19 protein-coding genes are annotated in these 22645 nt (G+C 58.7%); 11 read left to right on the top strand and 8 right to left on the bottom strand.

Going from position 1 to position 22645, the window contains the following annotated elements; genetic code table 11:
• Positions 1–12 precede the first annotated feature (12 nt).
• A complete protein-coding gene (tssB, locus tag ABVN20_RS13470) occupies positions 13–516 on the bottom strand; it encodes a type VI secretion system contractile sheath small subunit (protein ID WP_368556186.1) in 504 nt (167 codons plus the stop codon).
• A gap of 32 nt (positions 517–548) precedes the next feature.
• The gene (gene tssA / locus ABVN20_RS13475) at positions 549–2105 is read right to left on the bottom strand and encodes a type VI secretion system protein TssA (RefSeq protein WP_368556187.1); all 1557 of its coding nucleotides are present in this window, start codon (positions 2103–2105) and stop codon (positions 549–551) included.
• A 548-nt stretch (positions 2106–2653) separates the two neighbouring features.
• Between tssA and tssI the strand changes: the two genes are divergently transcribed.
• The 3 genes from tssI to ABVN20_RS13490 all read left to right on the top strand — a co-directional run bounded on the left by tssI (position 2654) and on the right by ABVN20_RS13490 (position 7785).
• Positions 2654–6067, top strand: a complete 3414-nt coding sequence (gene tssI / locus ABVN20_RS13480) for a type VI secretion system tip protein TssI/VgrG (protein ID WP_368556189.1) — start codon at positions 2654–2656, stop codon at positions 6065–6067.
• Positions 6060–6746, top strand: coding sequence for a DUF2931 family protein (locus ABVN20_RS13485; protein WP_368556191.1), 687 nt, complete (start codon positions 6060–6062; stop codon positions 6744–6746). The genes tssI and ABVN20_RS13485 overlap by 8 nt, the downstream gene beginning before the upstream one ends.
• 649 nt (positions 6747–7395) lie before the next feature.
• Positions 7396–7785: a DUF2388 domain-containing protein gene (locus tag ABVN20_RS13490; protein ID WP_368556193.1), complete on the top strand. Its 390-nt coding sequence runs from the start codon at positions 7396–7398 to the stop codon at positions 7783–7785.
• A gap of 111 nt (positions 7786–7896) precedes the next feature.
• Here the strand turns inward: ABVN20_RS13490 and ABVN20_RS13495 are convergent, their stop codons facing one another.
• Entirely contained in the window at positions 7897–9195 is a 1299-nt protein-coding gene (locus ABVN20_RS13495) for an MFS transporter (RefSeq protein ID WP_368556195.1), read from the bottom strand.
• 360 nt (positions 9196–9555) lie between these two features.
• Between ABVN20_RS13495 and ABVN20_RS13500 the strand changes: the two genes are divergently transcribed.
• Together ABVN20_RS13500 and ABVN20_RS13505 are read left to right on the top strand one after the other, a co-directional pair.
• Positions 9556–9960: an acyl-CoA thioesterase gene (locus tag ABVN20_RS13500; protein WP_007896491.1), complete on the top strand. Its 405-nt coding sequence runs from the start codon at positions 9556–9558 to the stop codon at positions 9958–9960.
• A gap of 56 nt (positions 9961–10016) precedes the next feature.
• Complete coding sequence (locus ABVN20_RS13505) at positions 10017–10916, top strand: D-hexose-6-phosphate mutarotase (RefSeq protein WP_368556197.1); 900 nt, start codon at positions 10017–10019, stop codon at positions 10914–10916.
• A gap of 135 nt (positions 10917–11051) precedes the next feature.
• Here ABVN20_RS13505 and ABVN20_RS13510 read toward each other — a convergent pair whose 3' ends face one another.
• From ABVN20_RS13510 to purE, 4 genes are all read right to left on the bottom strand, one after another.
• A complete protein-coding gene (locus ABVN20_RS13510) occupies positions 11052–11588 on the bottom strand; it encodes a DUF3299 domain-containing protein (RefSeq protein ID WP_368556198.1) in 537 nt (178 codons plus the stop codon).
• Positions 11589–11676: 88 nt separating this feature from the next.
• Positions 11677–11922, bottom strand: a complete 246-nt coding sequence (locus tag ABVN20_RS13515) for a GlsB/YeaQ/YmgE family stress response membrane protein (RefSeq protein WP_368556199.1) — start codon at positions 11920–11922, stop codon at positions 11677–11679.
• A gap of 108 nt (positions 11923–12030) precedes the next feature.
• Positions 12031–13113 carry a 5-(carboxyamino)imidazole ribonucleotide synthase gene (locus ABVN20_RS13520; RefSeq protein WP_368556200.1) on the bottom strand — a complete coding sequence of 361 codons (1083 nt, stop codon included), beginning with the start codon at positions 13111–13113 and terminating at the stop codon, positions 12031–12033.
• 11 nt (positions 13114–13124) lie between these two features.
• The gene (gene purE / locus ABVN20_RS13525) at positions 13125–13616 is read right to left on the bottom strand and encodes a 5-(carboxyamino)imidazole ribonucleotide mutase (protein WP_095194600.1); all 492 of its coding nucleotides are present in this window, start codon (positions 13614–13616) and stop codon (positions 13125–13127) included.
• Positions 13617–14010: 394 nt separating this feature from the next.
• Between purE and ABVN20_RS13530 the strand changes: the two genes are divergently transcribed.
• Positions 14011–14601, top strand: coding sequence for a hypothetical protein (locus ABVN20_RS13530; protein ID WP_368556201.1), 591 nt, complete (start codon positions 14011–14013; stop codon positions 14599–14601).
• Positions 14602–14651: 50 nt separating this feature from the next.
• Here ABVN20_RS13530 and ABVN20_RS13535 read toward each other — a convergent pair whose 3' ends face one another.
• Positions 14652–15560 (bottom strand): LysR substrate-binding domain-containing protein, encoded by a 909-nt coding sequence (locus ABVN20_RS13535; protein WP_368556202.1) that lies wholly within the window; start codon positions 15558–15560, stop codon positions 14652–14654.
• A gap of 180 nt (positions 15561–15740) precedes the next feature.
• Between ABVN20_RS13535 and aspA the strand changes: the two genes are divergently transcribed.
• From aspA to ABVN20_RS13560, 5 genes are all read left to right on the top strand, one after another.
• A complete protein-coding gene (gene aspA, locus ABVN20_RS13540; protein ID WP_368556204.1) occupies positions 15741–17165 on the top strand; it encodes an aspartate ammonia-lyase in 1425 nt (474 codons plus the stop codon).
• A gap of 400 nt (positions 17166–17565) precedes the next feature.
• Positions 17566–19014 carry an alanine/glycine:cation symporter family protein gene (locus ABVN20_RS13545; RefSeq protein WP_368556205.1) on the top strand — a complete coding sequence of 483 codons (1449 nt, stop codon included), beginning with the start codon at positions 17566–17568 and terminating at the stop codon, positions 19012–19014.
• 150 nt (positions 19015–19164) lie between these two features.
• Positions 19165–20169 carry an asparaginase gene (locus ABVN20_RS13550; protein ID WP_368556206.1) on the top strand — a complete coding sequence of 335 codons (1005 nt, stop codon included), beginning with the start codon at positions 19165–19167 and terminating at the stop codon, positions 20167–20169.
• A gap of 177 nt (positions 20170–20346) precedes the next feature.
• Positions 20347–21339 carry an AraC family transcriptional regulator gene (locus tag ABVN20_RS13555; RefSeq protein ID WP_368556208.1) on the top strand — a complete coding sequence of 331 codons (993 nt, stop codon included), beginning with the start codon at positions 20347–20349 and terminating at the stop codon, positions 21337–21339.
• A 238-nt stretch (positions 21340–21577) separates the two neighbouring features.
• Positions 21578–22606: a histone deacetylase family protein gene (locus tag ABVN20_RS13560; protein ID WP_368556209.1), complete on the top strand. Its 1029-nt coding sequence runs from the start codon at positions 21578–21580 to the stop codon at positions 22604–22606.
• Positions 22607–22645: the final 39 nt, after the last annotated feature.

Genomic DNA, 22645 nt, shown 5'->3' on the forward strand with positions numbered 1-22645 from the left:
ACTGATGGAGAATCAGGCGCTTTGCTCGACGGCTTTCAATCCCAGCTCGCTCAATACACGAGAGCGCGAGGAGTCGTCAGCGAGAACACCTTCGATGGCTTTACGGAACGCAGGGGCATTACCCAGCGGGCCCTTGAGGGCTACCAAGGCATCACGCAGCTCCATCAGTTTCTTCAACTCTGGCACTTGCTCCACCAGGCTCGCAGGGTTGAAGTCCTTCATCGAATTGAGGTTCAGTTTCACGGCCAGCTCCTCAGCGTCATCACCTTCCTGAAGTCGGTTCGGTACGCTGATCACCAACTGCAGTTCCTGCTTGGCCAGCACCTCATCGAAAGTCATTTTGTCGATACTGATCGGCTTGCGGTCCTCGACTTTTCGCTCATCCTTGCGGTGGGTGTAGTCACCGATAGCCAACAGCTTCAGGGGCAGTTCAATCTCTTCCTGGGCACCACCAATGGCCGGCTTGAAAGTGACGTTGATGCGTTCCTTGGGGGCGACCGAGCCTTCTTTGGCCATGGCGTTTCTCCTTGCGGTTGCGGCCCTGGGGCCTATTCGAGTACCACTTCAAGATCGAGGTGGCACAGCCTGCGATAAATCTCGTCCTTGCTTTCACGCACCGCATGGTTCTGCGGCAACAATTCGCAGCAGCTGTGCAGCAAGTGCAGCACCTGCAGAGCAAGGTCAGGCTCCCAGGCATTCCGGCCTGAGTCCTGCAATATCTGATCGAGGGTTTCGAGCTGGGTCTTGGCCAGTTCGAATTTCCTGGCCATGAAGCACAGTCGCGCGATCGTGAACTGCCATAGGAATTGCGCACGCCCGCCTCGAGCTTGTTGCAGACCCTGTTTGAGCATTTGCACGGCAGCCTTGAGCCCGTCCTTGCGCAAAATTGTCAGCGCGTCCTCGAGAGCTTTCTCCCAAACAGGCTTAGCGTATTGATCATCGACCTTGGGAGACTCATTGCTGGTCTGCAGATAGGGCATGACATTGGCGTTGATCCAGGCACAGGTGAGCGGATCGGCGAACGGCGTGCCATCCTGGAAGCGCAATTCGACAAGCCCCGGATGACGTAGAACCAACAATGCGAGATGGATCTCCACTTCCCGCATCGCCAAGTCGGCGTTCAGTGCCTGGAGGCATTCCCAGACCATTCGCTGACCGTCGAACCAGAATGGCGCTCTTGCCAGATTCGCCTCCAACTCCACCAACAGATCTGCAAACTGGCCTTGGTCGAAACGCGCCTGATAGCTCTTGAGCTCGTCCGCAGGCAAGCCGCGCAAGAGGGTAATCCGTTCGGCGTTGCGCTCAGGAAGCATGTCGACGGGTAGCCACAGCAGCGTACGGTTCAAGCGCAGCGCGCGCAGATCGGTGGCGTTCTGTTTACGCCACCACGCACACAACGGACGTGCGCTTTCCTGCTGCGTGCGCATAGCCTTCTGGGCATCTTTCTCACTGTCGATTGGCGCACCAGGAGTGAACAATTGCGTAGCAACCTGTTTGACCTGAGCGACAGCGCCTCCCAGCACACCAGGCTCCGACTGATTATCGGCCACGCGTTGAACCCGGTTTTTCAGGCGGCGACAGATCGGCAGCAACAACGGCGCATCGTGACCCAAGTGCATGGAGCAAATAGAATCAAGGCTTTCCAGCTGCTCCACGAGGCAACGGAACATCGGCAGCTGGTCTTTGATGGCGATGTTTTCAGTCAACACCCGCTCAAGACGCGACACCAACCAATTGACTGCAGCGGCACGGGTGCGCATTTTAAGAGGATGAACGTCGGCCCAATGGTGTTCACACAGGTGGCGCAGCAGGCCAAGACCCGCAAGCAGCCCCTGAAAAGACTCGCGTTGATACAACGCCCATGTCAGCCAGACGGCTACACGCAGGTCTTTGGATTGGCTACGCAGCAAGCTTTCGCTGACCTCTCGGACTTTCAACCAGTCGACTTGCCCGTTCTCGTGCATTGACGAAGCCTTGGCCAGCTCGCTTTCCAGCACCTCATATTCGTTCGAAAAACGAACGTTCTCACCCGCAAAATGCATCGTGGAAACAGGCACTTTGGCGAGGTCTAGATAATGAGTGAACAGTTTGTTCGAGTAGTCCATGTTTTTTATTTCTGGTTACGATTGAGCGTCAGCGGCACTTGAATGGCGCCGAATAGTTACAAAATATTATTGAGACACTTTCAGTACCGAGTTGCGTTCATGACTGCACTTAATAGTTATGCAGCAAGCTAACCAGCTTTAATTATTCACAGCTGAAAACCCCGCCCGGCCACGTTGGGCTTTAAACCTCGAATCTGCCTGAGCCGTCATCACCCAGTAGCTATCGGCGCGTCTCACCGATGTGGATGCAAAGAATGCCAAAAATAAAAAAAGATGAATGTAGGACCATTCCGAATTTTTGACGATTGCACGAATAAAGTGATGAATCGTCATTAGAACGCCCGTGCTAGACACATTTAATCAAGAAACGGAATTTGCTCTTTTTACATTACTGAATTTTCACACTTACCTCTAAGAACCGTCCTACATCATTCCTCAAAGTTTGTTGCTAGCTTGCGAAATGTTTTGTCGAACTCCGCACAGTTCACCGTCGTGTTTTGTTTCCCTCTCAGTTCAAGGAAGAGCTGAAAACAACAAGGATAAACAGCATGTTCGCACCGACCAGCGCAGCCCTCTTTACCCTCTCGATTCCGAACATCCGCAACGACTTCCAGGTCCTTTCATTCACCGGTACGGAATCACTCAGTGCCTTGTATTCACTGGACCTTGAGGTGGTCAGCGAATACCCGGATTTCGAAATCGAGAACCTGCTTAGCCAACCGGCCTTTTTGCAATTCGGCAGCAATGGCGAAGGTATTCATGGCCGGATCGAGCATGTCGCCGCGGATGAGCTCGGCAACCGCCTGGCCCACTATCACTTGAGCCTGGTACCTGCCCTCCACTATCTGAAGCTCAGCTACAACCAGCGGATATTCCAGAAGCTGACAGTGCCCCAGATCATCACCCAGGTGCTCCAGCAACATGGCCTGCAAACCGACGTATTCATCTTCCACGTGAGGACCAGCGAGGAGCGGGAGTACTGCACGCAATATGACGAGAGCGATTTCGACTTCATCCAGCGCCTTTGCGCCGAGGACGGCATTGCCTGGCACCACCAGCATTCTCCTGAAGGCCATTTGCTGGTGTTTACCGACGACCCGGTGTTCCTCCCCTTGCTCGAAGCAACCCCTTACCGGCGTGACGCCGGTATGGTCGCCGAGCATCCAGTGGTCAGTCGATTCAACATGTCGTTCAGCTCTCGCACCAGCAGGGTCACCCACCGCAGCTATGACCTGAAACGCCCGAACCGGTTGATGGAAAGTCGCTTCACGACGGCGTTCACGCCCGAGCTTGAAGATTATCGCTACCCGCTGCCGAGGAGGTCCGATGAACACTGTCGTAAACTCGCACGCCAGTCCCTGGAGCGACGCCGGGTCGACTACCAACTGGTTCACGGCGAAAGTAATCAGCCCAACCTGCGCAGCGGTCATGTGTTCGACCTGATCGAACATCCGCGTCATGTCTGCAACGACAAGTGGCTGCTGGTCAGCGTCACCCACACAGGCAAACAACCTCAGGTACTGGAAGAAACCATGGTTCACGGCGGCCCGCCCGCCCAAGGTTTCAGCCACGGCTATCGCAACCGTTTCAGCGCCATTCAGGCTGAAATCGCTTACCGCCCTCCGTTGTGCCCGCGAGGAAAACTGGTGTGCCAGACCGCACGCGTCACAGGTCCGGCCAGCGAAGAGATCTACTGCGATGAATACGGCCGCGTCAAAGTCGAATTCCACTGGGATCGGGCCGAACTCAACAACGAGTTCAGCAGTTGCTGGCTGCGGGTAGCGTCCGGATGGGCTGGCGAAGGCTTTGGCGCCGTGACCATCCCCCGTGTCGGAATGGAAGTGGTGGTGACCTTTCTGGAGGGTGATCCCGATCAGCCACTGATTACCGGATGCGTGACCAACCGAATCAACTCCACCGCCCACACATTGCCCGAGCACAAGACCAGAACTGTGCTGCGCAGCCAAAGCTCGCCGCGTAACGGCGGTTACAACGAGCTCTCAATTGAGGACCGCGCCGGGCTGGAAAAAATCTACCTGCGCGCACAGCGTGATCTCGAACAATTGATTCTTCGCGACAGTCACCTGCTCATTGGCAACGACCGTTTCGAACAGGTCGATGGCAACAACACCAGCCTGATCAAAGGCGATGACACTCGTACCACTGAAGGTCTGCGCAATACCGTGATTGGCGGAAATGAAGTACTCACCGTCACTGGCGACTGCAGCACGAACGTCGAGGGTTCGCTGGTGATTCAGGCGAGCAAGCAGGCGCATGTCACCTCTTCCGATGTGGTCATCAGCGCGGACAAGAGCCTGACGCTGCACGCAGGTGGTCACCACCTCGTGATCAACACGGAGGGGATTTTCAGCAGCGTGCCCATCGTGGAAGGCGGTGCTCCGCTGGCGGCAGGCCAACCACTGCAAGCATTGTTTGACCCTGGTCGCTTACTCCCGAAAAGCATGACGTTGGCTGCGCTGGACGATCGCATGGACGATATGGAGGAAGAAGAAGAGGAAGTCGAAGAGCAAGGGCTCACGTTACGCATTGGCGTATTTTTCGATGGCACAGCCAACAACCGATCCAATAGTGAATTGGTTGCGGGGTGTTATGCGCGGGATGTCAATTTGCTGGAGGTAGCAGAAGATCTTCGGTTGTTCTGCGAAAAACATGGGTATGACGGCAAGGGCAAAACTCCGAACAACAGTTACGGAAACGACACGACCAATGTGGCGAAGCTGCATGATCTTTATCGCGATGACAGCAAGCGGCAGTTGGCCGATGATGAAACGATTGGATTCATCCCTGTTTATCTGGAGGGCATCGGCACACATGGGGGGGGAGCGGATTCACGTTACTCACAAATGACCGGAAGGGGTGATCAAGGTGTGTTGGCCAGAGTTGATCAAAGTCCGGCAATGATCCACAAAAAAGCGCAACAATTTGGAATAGCCAACCCTGATCGCAAAATCGAGCGCATTGAATTCGACATCTTCGGCTTCAGTCGCGGTGCAGCGGCCGCAAGACATTTTGCCAACGAAGTAATGAAAGGAGCGGAAGGTCCTCTGGCAGGTTTACTGCCAGCCTATGCAAAGCTGTTTGTTGAGGGCTTCTCTTGGCGCGTAAAAACCGATTTTTCCATTAACTTTATCGGGATTTTCGACACCGTCGCAGCCATAGCCAACTTGGCTGATAACGACCTGAGCCTTCACAACGACATCAATCCCGGTCTCAAACTGCATTTAGCACCTGACATAGCCAAAAAAGTGGTGCATCTGGTCGCCAGAGATGAATACCGCCACAACTTCTCGCTCAACAGCGCCGGTGCGGCCGATATCGTACTGCCCGGCGCCCATTCGGACCTAGGCGGAGGTTACCTTCCGAGAGCCAACGAACGGGTTCTGTTGAGCAAGCCGTTCCGTAGCAGGGACATTGACTTATTCACACCATCTATCAACACGCTCGCCTATCGTATGGCCCAGTACGAACTGGCTCAACTTCAGAAAAAGCTCAATTTGGATGCGCTGGAGCTGGGGGTGAGCACATGGTCGAAAGAATATTGGGGCAACACCAAGAACGGCGAGAGCAGATGCAAAGATGTCTACGCGGTGGTCAGTAGCAACCGGATAGTGCGTAACGATCTGGCCTTGATCTACCTGCGCATCATGAGGGAGTTGGGGGTGAGGGAGGGTGTGCCATTTCGGGTCATAAAAGAATCAGATCCAAAATTCGTCTTACCAGAAGAACTACAGATTGTTGCTCAAAAACTTATGGCTTACGCGGTTGGCGAAAGCCGTCATCTGAACTTGAGCGTTATTGAAGAGCGCTTGCTGATTAATCGTTACATCCATCTATCAGCTAACTGGAATGCAACCATAGGCCGCAGCACTAGCGATATGAATATCACTTTTGCCGACAGGCCAGCCGACAAGCATGAACGCGCGGTGTATCCCAATGAATAAGCACTCCTTTCGGCTTGGGATAGGCTCTATATTTTTAATTGTATTTTTACATGGATATGCTTTGGCAGCCCCTACATCACTGCCCTACGACGCTTGGAGTCTCGATTTTTTTGCTCCTGACTACATGGATGTATGGATAGAAACGGCAGATGTCGTAGATATCAACAGGCGATTGTTCCGAGGCGCGGGTAGCGGCATACCTGCAATGGGGTATCCCCGCGCGTTGAGCAAAGGGGTGCCCAAGGAATTTCGAGGTAAACCCGCGGGCTGGAGAGATCACGTAGGGGGAAAGGGCCGATATGTGATGGGGGCTGATCTGCCTCGCCTCGTCTACGTACGCTGGCAATCCATCGCCGAACCACAAACCTATGAGGCCTATATCGAGGTTCCGGAATCGGCGCGAAAAACCATGCTCAAGCGTGAAAACGTCTTCTGCCGTGCTGATGACAAGTGGATATTTGATTATCGAAATTTGCTGGTTATCGGTCTGGCCCCAGGTGGCATCGCCAAGGTGTGGTTAGCAGGGCCCTGCCTGAAATCTACCGAAGTCACTCGCGTCCAAGGCACGATCAATCCCGAAGGCCCCTACAGAGGGATGTCGAACGGCGAGTACTACGACTTTGAAGAGGAATCCAAAGCCTATGTCGAAAAATTCGGCATTCCCTTTGGAAGCTGGTGAGGCTTTTTCGATATGAATATAAGCACGTTATTGTTCGCGTTATGGCAGCTACGCGTGGGAGACCCTCGGGTCTGCCGATTCCTGGATCGGTCTTGCACACCTACGCATAGCTGCCGCCTATTTCGAAGTGCAAGCGAAACGGTGTCAATCTCTTAACTCCAGGAGCTACATCAATGATCAAGCCCACCAGAAAACGAAAATACGTCCCCCTATACAAGCCTCGACTCAAAGAGGCTTCATCCGACAACTGAACGGGCCTTGGATTTCCATTTTCCGAACAACCGTGAAGAAACCAGAAAACCTATTGCGACGCTCTACTCCGCAAGCCCGGACGTCTGGAAGGTGGGCGCCCACTCTTTGATTGGAGCGTCCATTTTTCTGAGTCATTAGCCTTACTCACCCATCGCGAAAAAATCTCTCCGATTCCCATCCGTTTTTCCGAAGCACTCGTAGGACGAGTCCGATTCAGTATGGCTAGTCATGAGATATCACACCGCGTTGATATGTAACGGCACACACTACCCAGTACATAACTCACCGTCGGCGACCGACATTCAAAGCAGTCCAGTACGGAAGAGTGCAAATAAAACTCGTGAAACCATCATTAACCAAATAGCCGTGCACAGTAGATAGGGAGTTAAACCAGATCGTGAATAATCTACGATATCTAAAATTCGCTGCGACAGCGGGATGTTATTGGGTCGTCTTGTACTCGCTGATAGCAAGCGCACCTGCACGGGCCGAGATGTGCAACACCACATGTAGCTTTCCTACCAATCCGTTTGAGAGTACAGCCTCGACCGGATTGACGCTTCTCTTCGCAACTGCCGCGTCGTTCAACGCAACATCGGATGCTTCCACAGATAGCCCGTCTAAACATTACACTCAGGCGGTTAAGGACGATGCAGCCATCTTTATCGCAACCGATCAATCCTTCGATGGACCTATGCTTGAGTCAGCATGGCGCAAGCATCAGCAGCACGATGCTCGTCAAAAAAGCAAAAAGGCGTTCGCAGAAATGGTGCTGATGACTTACTGAGGAACAGCCCAAATTGAAGAGCTTGTAGGAAGCCCCACAGACAGATCCAATATGAATCCGCGTGTGGGGCCAGTAACGATGTTGACGACACAGGCGATAAAGCGCCCGGACTCAGCGCCCCTTCTTCCAAAGGTAAGCACCCAGCAAAATCCCCACACCGCACAGCACGGCCACGTAGTACGCCGGCCCCATTGGACTTTCCTTGAGCAGCAGGCTGACGACCATTGGCGTCAGGCCGCCGAAAATGGCGTAGGCGACGTTGTAGGAGAAGGACAGGCCGCTGAAGCGGACTACCGGTGGGAACGCCTTGACCATCACGTAGGGGACCGCGCCGATGGTGCCGACCAGCAGGCCGGTCAGGGCGTACATCGGGAACAGCCAGTCCGGATGCTCGGCCAGGCTGTGGTAGAAGGTCCAGGAGCTGGCCAGCAAGGCGGTGCAGCCGAACACGAATACGCGGCCGGCACCGAAGCGGTCAGCCAGGGCACCGGACAGGATGCAGCCAAAGCTCAGCATGACGATGGCCACGCTGTTGGATTGCAGGGCCGTGGTCGGTGAGAAGTGGTAGACGGTCTGCAAGACGGTCGGCGTCATCAGGATCAGCACCACGATGCCGGCCGACAGCAGCCAGGTCAGCAGCATGGAGATGACGATCGCCCCGCGATGGTCACGCAGTACCGCGCGCAGCGGCACTTCTTCGGCCAGGGCCTTGCGCTGTTGCAGTTCGGCGAATACCGGGGTTTCGTGCAGCCAGCGGCGCAGGTACACCGAGAACAGGCCGAACACGCCGCCCAGCAGGAACGGAATCCGCCAGGCGTAATCCGACACTTCCACCGGGGTGTAAATGCTGTTGATGGCCGTGGCCACCAGCGAACCCAGCAGAATGCCCGCCGTCAGACCGCTGGTCAGGGTGCCGCAGGCATAGCCAATGTGCCGCTGCGGTACGTGTTCGGAAACGAAGACCCACGCCCCCGGCACTTCACCGCCAATCGCCGCGCCCTGGATGACACGCATCAACAGCAGCAGGATCGGCGCCCACATGCCGATTTGAGCGTAGGTGGGCAGCAGGCCCATGATCAGGGTCGGCACCGCCATCATGAAAATGCTCAGGGTGAACATTTTCTTGCGCCCCAGCAGGTCGCCGAAGTGCGCCATGATGATGCCGCCCAGCGGCCGCGCCAGGTAGCCGGCAGCGAAGATGCCGAAGGTCTGCATCAGCCGCAGCCACTCGGGCATGTCGGCCGGGAAGAACAGCTTGCCCACCACGGTGGCGAAGAACACGAAAATGATGAAATCGTAGAACTCCAGCGCACCGCCCAGGGCGGACAGCGACAGAGTCTTGTAGTCATTGCGGGTCAACGGTCGTGCGGGTTGGGTCGGCTGCGCGATGCTCGAAGGCGCTGTGGTCATGGCAAGGCTTCTCTTATGGTCGAATCTGCAACCCCGACAACGCTGGCAGAGGCTTGGGCAGGTCCGGCACGATAGCAAATTGTTCGAAAAAGCACATAGAGGTGCGTAATTGACGGTCAAAATGAGAACCGGACGGTCGTCGTAGCGTCTATCGACCGATATACTCGGGGTCTTGCGACGGTTTTAAGGGTTGCTGTGCGAAAACGCCTGCCGGGATTCAGGCGGTTTCGCAGAGTTTCCCTTCAGGCGCCTTACGAAAAACGTGACGAACAGAGTATGTTCGGGGCTGAATCGTTTTTCTTCAGACGGCTATTCACCTTGACGTACAGATAAGAGTTACGGGTCAGAGGCACCCCCGGCATGATAGAGCTCGAACAAGAAGATCCAATCCCCCAGGGCGACCTGGCCTTGCAAATCACCGCGCTCCCGCGTGAAACCAACGGTTTTGGCGATATTTTCGGCGGCTGGCTGGTCGCGCAGATGGACCTGGCCGGCACGGCAATGGCCAGCAAGGTCGCTGGCGGACGCGTGGCCACTGTTGCCATCGACCGCATGGCCTTCCTGGTGCCGGTCGCCGTCGGCGCCCAGTTGTCCTTTTACACCCAGGCGCTGGAAATCGGCCGCAGTTCGATCCAGATGATGGTCGAGGTGTGGAGCGACGATCCGCTGTCGAGCGAATGGCGTAAAGTGACGGAAGCGGTGTTCGTGTTCGTTGCTATCGACGGCAGCGGCCGCACCCGCTCGGTTCCGCCACGGGCGCGTTAAACACATCCAGCGTTTTGCGGTCCATTGCAGTCCTGTTCCCGATAGAGAGTGGCCCCATGAGCACGCCCAACGTTGAAGCCGTGAAGCTGAATGAACTGAACTGCTGGCGCGTGCGCCACGGTCAGGCCGAATTGCTGGTCGCCCAGCAGGGCGCGCACATCCTCAGTTATCAGTTGGCTGGGCAGCCACCGCTGATCTGGCTCAACGACGAAGCCGTGTTCAAGACCGGTACCAACATCCGTGCCGGCGTGCCGGTGTGCTGGCCGTGGTTCGGCAACCTGGCGCGCAACCCGCAGAGTGTCCAGGCGATGCGCACCAGCACCGAGCCTGCCACCGCCCATGGCTTTGTCCGGGCGATGGACTGGGAACTGGCGGGCATCGAGGCCGAAGGCGACAGCGTGAAGGTGGAGTTCGTCCTGCCTTACCCCGAAGGCGGTTTTCCCGGTTGGCCACATCAGGTGGACCTGAAACTGAGCATTCGCCTGGATGAGCAACTGCACATCAGTCTGATCAGCCATAACCAGGGCACCGACACGGTCACCCTCAGCCAGGCGCTGCACACCTATTTTGCGGTCAGTGATGTGCGCAACGTGCACGTCGAAGGGGTCGATGGCCTGAATTACATCGAGACCCTGGAAGACTGGAAAACCAAGCCCCAGGTGGGTGACCTGCGGTTTACCGGTGAAACGGACCGGATTTACCTGAACACCCCGGCGAAGCTGGGCATTGTCGACCCGGCCTGGGAGCGGCGCATCGAACTGACCAGCAGCGGATCGCGCTCGGCGGTGATCTGGAACCCCTGGGTGGATCGCGCGGCGGCGTTCAGCGACATGGCGGACGATGGCTGGCAGCGCATGCTGTGCATCGAGACGGCGAATGTGATGGATGACGTGGTGACGCTAAAGCCCGGGGCGAGCCATACGTTGGGTGTGAGTCTCGGTAGCAAGCCCCTCTGACACCGCCTTGTTGGTAACTGTGGGAGCGAGCCTGCTCGCGATAGCGGTGTGTCAGTCATACTCGAGGCGACTGACACACCGCTATCGCGAGCAGGCTCGCTCCCACAGTTGTTTTTGGCTAATCGCGCTACGCGCCTACAGATCCGACTCCTTCACCACCCGCACCTTCGCCGCATCCAGCGCATAGGCCGCGTCGGCCAGGTCGTTGTTGACCCTCTCGATCTTCAAGGTCCCTGTCACCCAGAGCGGCGTGTAGATGTCATTGAGCTTCAGGCCCTGCGGATAACGCACCAGCACCAACTGGTTGGGCGGCGGTGGCGGTACGTGGATGCAGGCGCCCGGATAGGGCACGAGGAAGAACAGCGTGCTGCGGCCCTTGGCGTCGGACTCCAGCGGCACCGGATACCCACCGATGCGGATGTGCTTGTCGTTCATCGACGGCACGGTTTTGGTCGAATACATCACCGCCGGCAGGCCCTTGGCCTGTTTCATGCCACCTTTCTGGTCGAAGGTGCCATTGGCTTCGGGGGAGTTGTGATCAATTTCGGGCATGGCCTCGAGGGCTTTCTGGTCCGACTTGGGCATCAGTTCGAGCCAGTCGGTTTCCGGCAGCTCGCCGGCGTGGGCAAGGCCCGATCCCAGTAGAACAAGGGTCAACAAAAGACGGCGCATGAAAGTGCTCGGCAAAAGGGAGGACGGTACAACGCCGAGCATTCTAGCCCTCCCCGCGCATTTGTCAGAGAGGGCTTTGTCGTGCGAATCAGTTCTTTTTGATCAGGCCGTAGATCACCAGCAAAACGATGGCACCGATCAGCGCGCCGATGAACCCGGCCCCCTGACCTGCCTGGTAGATGCCCAGGGCCTGGCCGCCATAGGTGGCTGCCAACGAACCGCCAATACCGAGCAGGATGGTCATGATCCAGCCCATGCTGTCATCGCCCGGTTTCAGGAACCGAGCCAGCAGGCCGACGATCAAGCCGATAAAGATGGTTCCGATAATTCCCATGGCACTTCCCTCTTGTTTGGTAGATAGAAGCCTAGTCAGACTTTGGCTTCCTGCCATGAGAGAACGGCGGCCCCTTAATGGTTCCGCCGCTGCCATGCGAAACTGGTATTACTCGGCGATCAGCGCTTCGACCTTGAGGATCTGCGCGGCCAGCGTTTCGCGGTCGGCGCAACGCAGGTTGGCGTGACCAACCTTGCGCCCGGCCTTGAACGCCTTGCCGTAGTGGTGCAGGTGGCAATCTGCGATGGCCAGGACTTTTTCCGTCTCCGGCACTTTGCCGATGAAGTTGAGCATGGCGCTCTCGCCGACCTTGGCCGTCGAGCCCAGCGGCAGGCCAGCCACGGCGCGCAGATGGTTTTCGAACTGGCTGCATTCGGCGCCTTCGGTAGTCCAGTGCCCGGAGTTGTGCACCCGCGGGGCGATCTCGTTGGCCTTGAGGCCACCGTCAACTTCGAAGAACTCGAATGCCATCACGCCGACGTAATCCAGCTGCTTGAGCACACGGCTGGAATAGTCTTCGGCCAGGGCCTGCAACGGGTGAGCGGTGCTGGCGACCGACAGCTTGAGAATGCCGCTGTCGTGGGTGTTGTGCACCAGCGGGTAGAACTTCGTCTCGCCATCGCGAGCACGCACGGCGATCAGCGAAACTTCGCCAGTGAACGGCACGAAGCCTTCCAGCAGGCAGGCAACGCTGCCCAGTTCGGCGAAGGTGCCGACCACGTCTTCTGGCGTGCGCAGGACTTTCTGGCCCTTGCCGTCGTAACCCAGGGTGCGGGTCTTCAGCACGGCCGGCAGGCCGATGGCGGCTACGGCGGCGTCCAGGTCGGCTTGCGACTGGATGTCGGCGAACGCCGGGGTCGGGATCCCCAGGTCCTTGAACATGCTCTTTTCGAACCAGCGGTCACGGGCGATGCGCAGGGCTTCGACGCTCGGGTAGACCGGGACGAATTGCGACAGGAACGCCACGGTTTCAGCCGGGACGCTTTCGAATTCGAAGGTCACCAGATCGACTTCATCGGCGAGCTGGCGCAGGTGATCCTGATCGCCGTAATCGGCCCGCAGGTGTTCACCCAACGCGGCTGCACAGGCATCCGGCGCGGGGTCCAGGAAAGCGAAGTTCATGCCCAGCGGAGTGCCCGCCAGTGCCAACATGCGACCCAGTTGGCCGCCACCGATTACACCGATCTTCATCGTCAACAACCTCAGGCGATACGTGGGTCTGGATTTTCCAGCACGCTGTCTGTCTGTTCGGCACGGAAGGTTTTCAACACCTTGTGGAACTGCGGGTGCTTGGCGCCCAGGATGCTCGCCGACAGCAGCGCGGCGTTGATCGCACCGGCCTTGCCGATGGCCAGGGTGGCGACCGGGATGCCCGCTGGCATCTGCACGATGGACAGCAGCGAGTCGACGCCCGAGAGCATGGCCGACTGCACCGGCACGCCCAGCACCGGCAGGTGGGTCTTGGCCGCACACATGCCTGGCAGGTGAGCTGCGCCACCGGCACCGGCGATGATCACCTCGATGCCACGCGCTTCGGCCTCTTCGGCGTACTGGAACAGCAGGTCCGGGGTGCGGTGAGCGGAAACCACCTTCACCTCGTAGGGGATGCCGAGCTTTTCCAGCATATCGGCGGTGTGGCTAAGGGTGGACCAATCGGACTTGGAGCCCATGATCACGCCAACCAATGCACTCATCGTCGTGCCTCTTCTCTCTGGGCGCCCGCAGGCGCATCAAAAACAACAAGCCACGCAAAATGCGTGGCTTGAATTGTACGAAAAATGGCCGGACAAGCCGGCCGAAGGCCGCGCAGTATACCGCAATAACGCAGATAAACAGCCCCCGTTTCGACCATCCGTCATTTGTCGAAACGAACGAAATTATTGACTCGAAAGTCAGCAGATCATTGAGCAAAATACACTAACGATGAATAGCCTGCTTACTTGAAGTGGCCAACTAAACAAGCCACAACATTCAACACACTAACTTGGCAATAGCGAGAAATAGACAAGTGCTCGCCACAGGATAATTTCACGCTTAATTTAGGAACCGCTTCAAATAAAAACAAAACAACTAATGCGGTCTTTGAAAATGAATACAACTCAAACAGACAAAAGCCCTATCAATATATTTGTCGTCGTCCATGACGATGTGCCGCCATCGGCCAAACAGGATATGCACGTAAACTACTTCGCTCATCTGGCCGACGAGCTACAAAGCTTCACTGATCGCAAGGTCAATGTCATTTATGGCGCAGGCGCCCCCTACAGCCGCTTCGAATACAAGGGCGACAACGCACTGGAGATCCTGCAACGCTGGAAAAAACTGGCCGAACAGTATCTGGCTGCGTACAAGAACGAAGGATTTATCATCAATAGATTATCCCTCGTCCTCTTGTTCACAAAAGACGCTATTAATGGAAATACTTCCGGTGCCGCGTTGGTAGACTTGCCGCAAAGCAACGGTCAGTTCGCGATTTCATCGGGAGAAAGCTATTTGTATCCCGCCCACGAAATCGGCCACTTACTGGGGGCCAAACATCAGAACTTCGAGGTCAATTACAACGGCTGGTGGTGTGAAACTTACATGGCGCCAAACGCCCACTTGCTGCGGACCAACTGTTATAAATACAGCCCAGAGAACCGGGAGGCCATCAAAAACTACCTGGCGACCCTGGACTGAGGATTGAGCGTCAACGCCAGCAGAACCGTGACGCTGAACCTTCAACACGATTAATTGGGATTCGCCGCACCACCTTCGAGTTTGCGCCACAACAGGCGCACGTTGGCCTTGCGGACCAGCGCACAACGGTACAGGCGGATCTCCAGCGGCACGTGCCATTGCGAGCCGCCACAGACCACCAGCTCACCGCGCGCCAGCTCGGCCCGCACACTCAGTTGGGGCACCCAGGCGATTCCCAATCCTTCGAGCGCCATGCTTTTCAAGCTGTCGGCCATGGCCGTTTCGTAGACAGTGGTGAACCGCAAGGCGCGCTGGCGCAGCAACAGGTTCACCGAGCGCCCGAGAAACGCACCGGCGCTGTAGGCCAGCAGCGGCACGCTGCCCTCGCCCTCCAGATCGAACAGCGGCTTGCCCTCGGCATCCGCTGCGCACACCGGCAGCATTTCGGTCTGGCCCAGGTGCAGCGACGGGAAGATTTCCGCGTCCATCTGCATGGCGGCATCCGGGTCATAGAACGCCAGCATCAAATCGCAACCACCCTCACGCAGCGCATGCACCGCGTCACCGACGTTGGTGGCAACCAATCGGGTGGCGATGTTCAGGCCTTCGTTGCGCAACTGCGCGATCCAGCGCGGAAAGAACCCCAGCGCCAGCGAGTGCGCAGCCGCGACTTGCATGACTTCGCCCTGCCCGCCTTCCAGGTGATGCAGATGGCGCAGCACTTCGCCGAGCTGCTCCACCACCGTACGCGCGGTGACCAGGAACAATTGCCCCGCCGCCGTCAATTCGATCGGCGTGCGTGAACGGTTGACCAGTTGCAACCCCAACGCCGCCTCAAGGCTGCGGATTCGGCGACTGAACGCTGGCTGGGTCACGAAGCGGCGCTCGGCCGCCTGGGAGAAGCTGCGGGTGGCGGCCAGGGCACTGAAGTCTTCCAGCCATTTACTTTCCAGGTTCATCACGTCCTCCCGGACACGCACCAAATTGGGTCACACGCTTGCCGCGAACACGGCGTCACATTGATATTATGCCGAATATGCATAGGGCAGTGTTTAACAGCATTGGCTCTAAATTCTCCACAAGCCTAGCATTTGCAGTGTTCCGGCACAGACCGGGTCCATATCGAGATGATTTCTATCATGTCCTCCGCTGCATCATTCCGCACAGAAAAAGACCTGCTTGGCACCCTCGAAGTACCAGCTCAAGCGTATTACGGCATCCAGACCCTGCGAGCGGTAAACAACTTCCGTCTCTCCGGCGTTCCGATTTCGCATTACCCGAAACTGGTGGTCGGTCTGGCCATGGTCAAACAGGCCGCCGCTGACGCCAACCGCGAGTTGGGTCACCTCAGCGAAGCCAAGCACGCCGCCATCAGCGAAGCCTGTGCACGTTTGATCCGCGGTGATTTCCACGAAGAGTTCGTGGTGGACATGATTCAAGGCGGCGCTGGCACTTCGACCAACATGAATGCCAACGAAGTCATCGCCAACATCGCGCTGGAGGCCATGGGTCACCAGAAGGGCGAATACCAGTACCTGCACCCGAACAACGACGTGAACATGGCGCAGTCGACCAACGACGCCTACCCGACCGCGATCCGCCTGGGTCTGCTGCTGGGTCACGACACCCTGCTGGCAAGCCTCGACAGCCTGATCCAGTCGTTCGCCGCCAAGGGTGAAGAGTTCAGCCACGTCCTGAAGATGGGTCGTACCCAGCTGCAAGACGCCGTGCCGATGACCCTCGGCCAGGAATTCCGCGCCTTCGCCACCACCTTGGGCGAAGACCTGGCACGCCTCAAGACACTGGCGCCAGAACTGCTGACCGAAGTGAACCTGGGCGGCACCGCCATCGGTACCGGCATCAACGCTGACCCGCGCTACCAGAACCTGGCCGTTCAGCGCCTGGCCACCATCAGCGGCCACCCGCTGGTACCGGCAGCCGACCTGATCGAAGCCACTTCCGACATGGGCGCCTTCGTGCTGTTCTCCGGCATGCTCAAGCGCACCGCGGTCAAGCTGTCGAAGATTTGCAACGACCTGCGCCTGCTGTCCAGCGGCCCACGCACCGGCATCAACGAAATCAACCTGCCAGCGCGTCAGCCAGGCAGCTCGATCATGCCCGGCAAGGTCAACCCGGTGATCCCGGAAGCCGTGAACCAGGTGGCCTTCCAGGTCATCGGTAACGACCTGGCGCTGACCATGGCAGCCGAAGGCGGCCAACTGCAACTGAACGTGATGGAGCCGCTGATCGCCTTCAAGATCCTCGACTCGATCCGCCTGCTGCAACGCGCCATGGACATGCTGCGCGAGCACTGCATCACCGGCATTACCGCCAACGAAGCACGCTGCCGCGAACTGGTCGAGCACTCGATCGGCCTGGTCACCGCGCTGAACCCGTACATCGGCTATGAAAACGCCACCCGTATCGCCCGTGTCGCCCTTGAAAGCGGCCGTGGCGTACTGGAACTGGTGCGCGAAGAAGGCTTGCTCGACGACGCCATGCTCGCCGACATCCTGCGCCCGGAAAACATGATTGCTCCGCGTCTGGTGCCTTTGAAGGCATGAGTCGACGCGTACTTGTAGCACCGCTCACCAGGTCGAGGGACTAGACACCTCTCACCTTTTGAGGGCCTGGAGGTCACTCTCCAGGCCCTTTTTTTATCTGCTGCAAATGCACCACCCTGTAGGAGCGAGCTTGCTCGCGATTCGGTGTGTCGGTCACATGAACTATCGCGAGCAGGCTCGCTCCCACAGGAAAGCATCGGTATAGTGCCGCCCCTCTTCGCGGGGGCGGTCGTCGGTAGCGAGATCACAACCCAAGCGAAACCCCTTACTTACAACAAACCCGCGATTTGGAACCGGGACGAACTTTCGCCTCACCGGCGCTGCCGCACAAAAGCCGGTGTAACACGATGTTTCTACCCGACCAGCATTTGCTCACATAAAAAACAGCGAGGAATACTCCATGCTCGAAGTCATTAACGACTTCCTCTCAGGGAAAGTACTGATCGTGCTCATTGTCGGGCTCGGTGGTTACTTCACGATCCGCTCGCGTTTCGTTCAATTGCGTCACTTCTTCCACATGTTCGCGGTGTTCCGCGACAGCCTCAAAAGCAGCGCTGGCCAGCTCAGCTCGTTCCAGGCCCTGATGCTCAGCCTCGCCGGCCGAGTGGGCGCGGGCAACATTGCCGGTGTCGGCATTGCCGTGACCCTGGGTGGCCCGGGTGCGGTGTTCTGGATGTGGGTGACCGCGCTGGTCGGCATGTCCAGCAGCTTCTTCGAATGCTCCCTCGGCCAGTTGTACAAACGCAGCGACTCCGAAGGCCAGTTCCGTGGCGGCCCGTCGTATTACATTCAGCACGGCCTGCAAAAACGCTGGCTGGGCGCGATCATGGCGTTCCTGCTGCTGGTGACCTTCGGGTTCGCCTTCAACGGCCTGCAATCCCACGCCGTGACCCACTCGCTGAATAACGCCTTCGGTTTCGACACCACCTGGACGGGTCTGGCGCTGGCGGTGTTGCTGGGCCTGGTGTTCATCGGCGGGATCAAGCGCATCGCCAAGGTTGCGGACCTGTTGGTGCCGGTCAAGACCCTGGTGTACATCGGCGTGACCATCTACGTGATCGTGCTGCAATTCGACCACGTGCCGGCCATGCTGATGACCATCGTCAAGAGCGCTTTCGGCCTCGACCAGGCCTTCGGCGGCCTGATCGGTAGCGCGATCGTCATGGGTGTGAAACGCGGCGTGTTCGCCAACGAAGCCGGCCTTGGCAGTGCACCGAACGTGGCGGCCGTGGCATCGGTGGAACACCCGGTGGCCCAGGGTGTGGTCCAGGCGTTCAGCGTGTTCCTCGACACCTTCGTGATCTGCACCTGCACCGCGCTGTTGATCCTGCTCTCGGGTTTCTACACCCCGGGCTTCGAAGGCGACGGCATTGCCCTGACCCAGAACTCCCTCGCTGCCGTCGTGGGCGACTGGGGCCGGATGTTCATCTCGGTGGCCCTGGCGCTGTTCGTGTTCACCTCGATCCTCTACAACTACTATCTGGGCGAGAGCAACCTGCGCTTTTTGATCGGTGAGAACCGCAAGGCGCTGATCGGCTACCGCGCACTGGTACTGGCGTTGATCTTCTGGGGCGCCATCGAAAACCTCGGCACGGTGTTCGCGTTCGCCGACATCACCATGACCCTGCTGGCGTTCGTGAATCTGATTGCGCTGTTCCTGCTGTTCAAGGTCGGCATGCGCATCCTGCGTGACTACGACGATCAGCGCGCCGCCGGCATCAAGACCCCGGTGTTCGATTCGAGCAAGTTCCCGGACCTGGACCTGGACTTGAAAGCCTGGCCGGCCAACCCTCCGGCGGCTGCCAAGGCGCAAGCCGAAGCGCAAGGCGTACCCGCAGCGCAACGCTGATCGGTTAAAGTTCGAAACACCTGTACCTGTAGGAGCGAGCTTGCTCGCGATAGCGGTGTGTCAGTCAGACTATCTGTCACTGAAACACTGCTTCGCGAGCAAGCTCGCTCCTACAAAAAGCAAGGACGTCATTGTTCTCGGAGCAGCCCCATGAATTCCTCGACCTACCCCGCCGCACAGCACGTGATGGTGCTCTACACCGGTGGCACCATCGGCATGCAGGCCAGCGCCAACGGCCTGGCCCCGGCGTCCGGTTTTGAAGCGCGGATGCGCGAATACCTGCACAGCCAGCCAGACCTTGCGGTACCGCAGTGGCGCTTTCGCGAGATGTCGCCGCTGATCGACAGCGCCAACATGTCGCCAGCCTACTGGCAGCAATTGCGCGAAGCGGTGGTCGACGCCGTGGACGTGCAAGGCTGCGACAGCGTGCTGATCCTGCACGGCACCGACACCCTGGCCTACAGCGCAGCGGCCATGAGTTTCCAATTGCTCGGCTTGCAGGCTCGGGTGTGCTTCACCGGCTCGATGCTGCCGGCCGGCGTGCCCGATAGCGACGCCTGGGAAAACCTCAGCGGTGCGCTGGTTGCACTGGGCCAGGGCCTGGCGCCGGGTGTGCACCTGTACTTCCACGGCGAGCTGCTGGCCCCGACGCGATGCGCCAAGGTACGCAGTTTTGGCCGGCACCCGTTCAAACGCCTGGAACGTCAGGGTGGCGGTGTGAAAGCGCCGACGTTGCCTGCCGCGTTGAACTACAACCAGCCCAAGCAACTGGCCAAGGTCGCGGTGTTGCCGCTGTTTCCGGGCATTGGTGCCGAGCAACTGGACGGCGTGCTGCAGAGCGGCATTCAGGGCCTGGTCCTGGAATGCTACGGCAGCGGTACCGGCCCGAGCGACAACCCGGCGTTTCTCGCCGCGCTGTCACGGGCGCGCGACAACGGCGTGGTCGTGGTGGCGGTGACGCAGTGCCATGAAGGCGGCGTCGAGCTGGACATCTACGAAGCCGGCAGCCGGCTGCGCGGGGCTGGCGTGCTGTCGGGCGGCGGCATGACCCGCGAAGCGGCGTTCGGCAAGTTGCATGGCTTGCTGGGGACAGGGTTGGAAACGGCCGAGGTGCGTCGCCTTATCGAACTGGACCTGTGCGGTGAGCTGAGCTGACTCATCCAAGTAACCTGTAGGAGCAGCCGGTCGACGCTCGATTGCTCGCGATGGCGGTGTGTCAGTCACACATGTCCTGGCTGACACACCGCATCGCGAGCAAGCTCGCTCCTACAGGGACCATGTCCCGGCATATTCCTTGCTGCAATCCAGCCACACTCAAGGCTGGAAGTTGCCATGCTCCACTCCCACCTCACCACCCTCAACGCGGTTTCCCTGGTGCTCAACGCCTTCAAGGCCGATGGTTTGTCCAGCGAAGCGCTGCTGGCCGGCAGCGGTATCAGCACCGCAGACCTTAGCCGCGCCGACACGCGCATCACCACCAACCAGGAGATGCAGGTGTGCGCCAACGCGGTGGCGCTCAAGCATGACATCGGCCTGGAACTGGGTCGGCGCATGCATGTTTCGTCCTACGGCATGCTCGGTTATGCCCTGCTCACCAGTGCCACCTTCGGTGACGCTTTGCACCTGGCGATGCGTTATCCGGCGCTGTTGGGAACACTTTTCGAGCTGAGCCTGGAGGAGGATGGCGAGCGCGTCTGGTTCGTCGCGGGCGACTATCGCGAGAGCCCGGCCATGGCGGTGTTCAACGCCGAGTTCTGTCTGGCGTCGCTGAAAGTCATCTGCGATGACCTGCTCGGGCGCGCCATTCCGCTGCTGGCGACACGCTTCGAACACGCAGCCCCCGATTATCGGGCGACCTACGCCGAGCACTTCAATTGCCCGCTGAGCTTTGGCGCCCGCAACAACGCTTTCGCCTTCGACAAGCGCTGGCTCGAACAACCGTTGCCGCTCGCCGACATCATCACCCACCAGGCCATGGCCGAGCGCTGCCGCAAACAGAACACCGAGTTCACCGGGCGCCAGGCCTGGCTCGGGCGGATTCGCCAGCTGCTCAGCGCGCAGCTGAATGCCGCGCCGGGGCTCGATGGCCTGGCCGAGCAGATGAACTGCTCCACACGAACCCTGCGCCGGCACCTCAAGGACATGGGTTGCAGCTACCAGGAGTTGCTCGATGAACTGCGCTTCGAGCAGGCCAAGCAGATGCTGTGCGAGGACCAGATGCCGATCTACCGGATTGCCGAGGCGCTGGGGTTCAGCGAGACCGCCAGTTTTCGCCATGCGTTCGTGCGCTGGAGTGGGGTGGCGCCGAGTCAGTTCAGGCCTTGAATCCTGCGGTGCCAGCAATGCCCCTATCGCGAGCAGGCTCGCTCCCACACCTGCCATCCCTTAAAACATCTGTGGGAGCGAGCCTGCTCGCGATGGGGGCACACCTGCGCCAATAAGGGGCGAATTCCGGTCACAGCTTTTGGCCATATCAATCCCCTTTTGGCCTTTCCTGCCGTTTTCCAAAACCGCGGGGGCCGCAAGACTGTGAGCAACCGAATCAGCCTGCGGAGAACAAGAAATGCTGACGATCTACTCGGATGATCATCACCTGCACCACGGCCGTTGCGAATTGATCGACGGGCAGCTCAAACCCTGCTTCGAAATGCCCTCGCGTGCCGATCACGTGCTGCAACGGGTGAAGAACCAGGAGCTCGGCCCGGTCGAAGCGCCGAAGGACTTCGGCCTGGACCCGATTGCCCGTGTCCACACCCGCGACTACCTGGACTTCTTCAAAGGCGCCTGGGCACGCTGGACCGAATTCAATACCGATGGCGACTTGCTGCCCTACACCTGGCCGGCCCGCACCCTGCGCGCGGTCAAGCCGAAAAGCCTGCACGGCGAGCTCGGCTACTACAGCTTCGACGGTGGCGCACCGATCACCGCCGGCACCTGGCAAGCGGCGTACAGCGCAGCGCAAGTGGCATTGACCGCGCAGGCGGAAATCCAGCGCGGCGCCCGCAGCGCCTTCGCCCTGTGCCGTCCACCGGGACACCACGCCGCCAGTGACGTGATGGGCGGTTATTGCTACCTCAACAACGCCGCCATCGCTGCCCAGGCCTTCCTCGACCAGGGCCACAAAAAAGTCGCGATCCTCGACGTCGACTATCACCACGGCAACGGCACCCAGTCGATTTTCTACGAGCGCAGCGACGTGCTGTTCACCTCGATCCACGGCCACCCGGAAGCCGAGTTCCCGTTTTTCCTGGGCTTTGACGATGAGCTGGGCGAAGGCGCAGGTGAAGGTTTCAACTTCAACTACCCATTGCCTGCCGGCAGCGGCTGGGACACCTGGAGCGCCGCGCTGGAACAGGCCTGCAAGGAGATCGAAAGCTACGGCGCCGACGTCATTGTCGTGTCCCTGGGCGTCGATACCTTCAAGGACGATCCGATCTCGCAATTCAAGCTCGACAGCCCGGATTACCTGGCCATGGGCAAGCGCATCGCCGGCCTTGGCAAGCCGACACTGTTCGTGATGGAAGGCGGTTACGCCGTCGAGGAAATCGGCATCAACGCCGTGAACGTGCTCGAGGGTTTCGAGAGCGTTTGATGGCCTGCGTGTACCCGGACCCGCGTCTTCGCGGGTCTT

This window comes from Pseudomonas sp. MYb118, from assembly GCF_040947875.1.
GTDB lineage: Bacteria > Pseudomonadota > Gammaproteobacteria > Pseudomonadales > Pseudomonadaceae > Aquipseudomonas.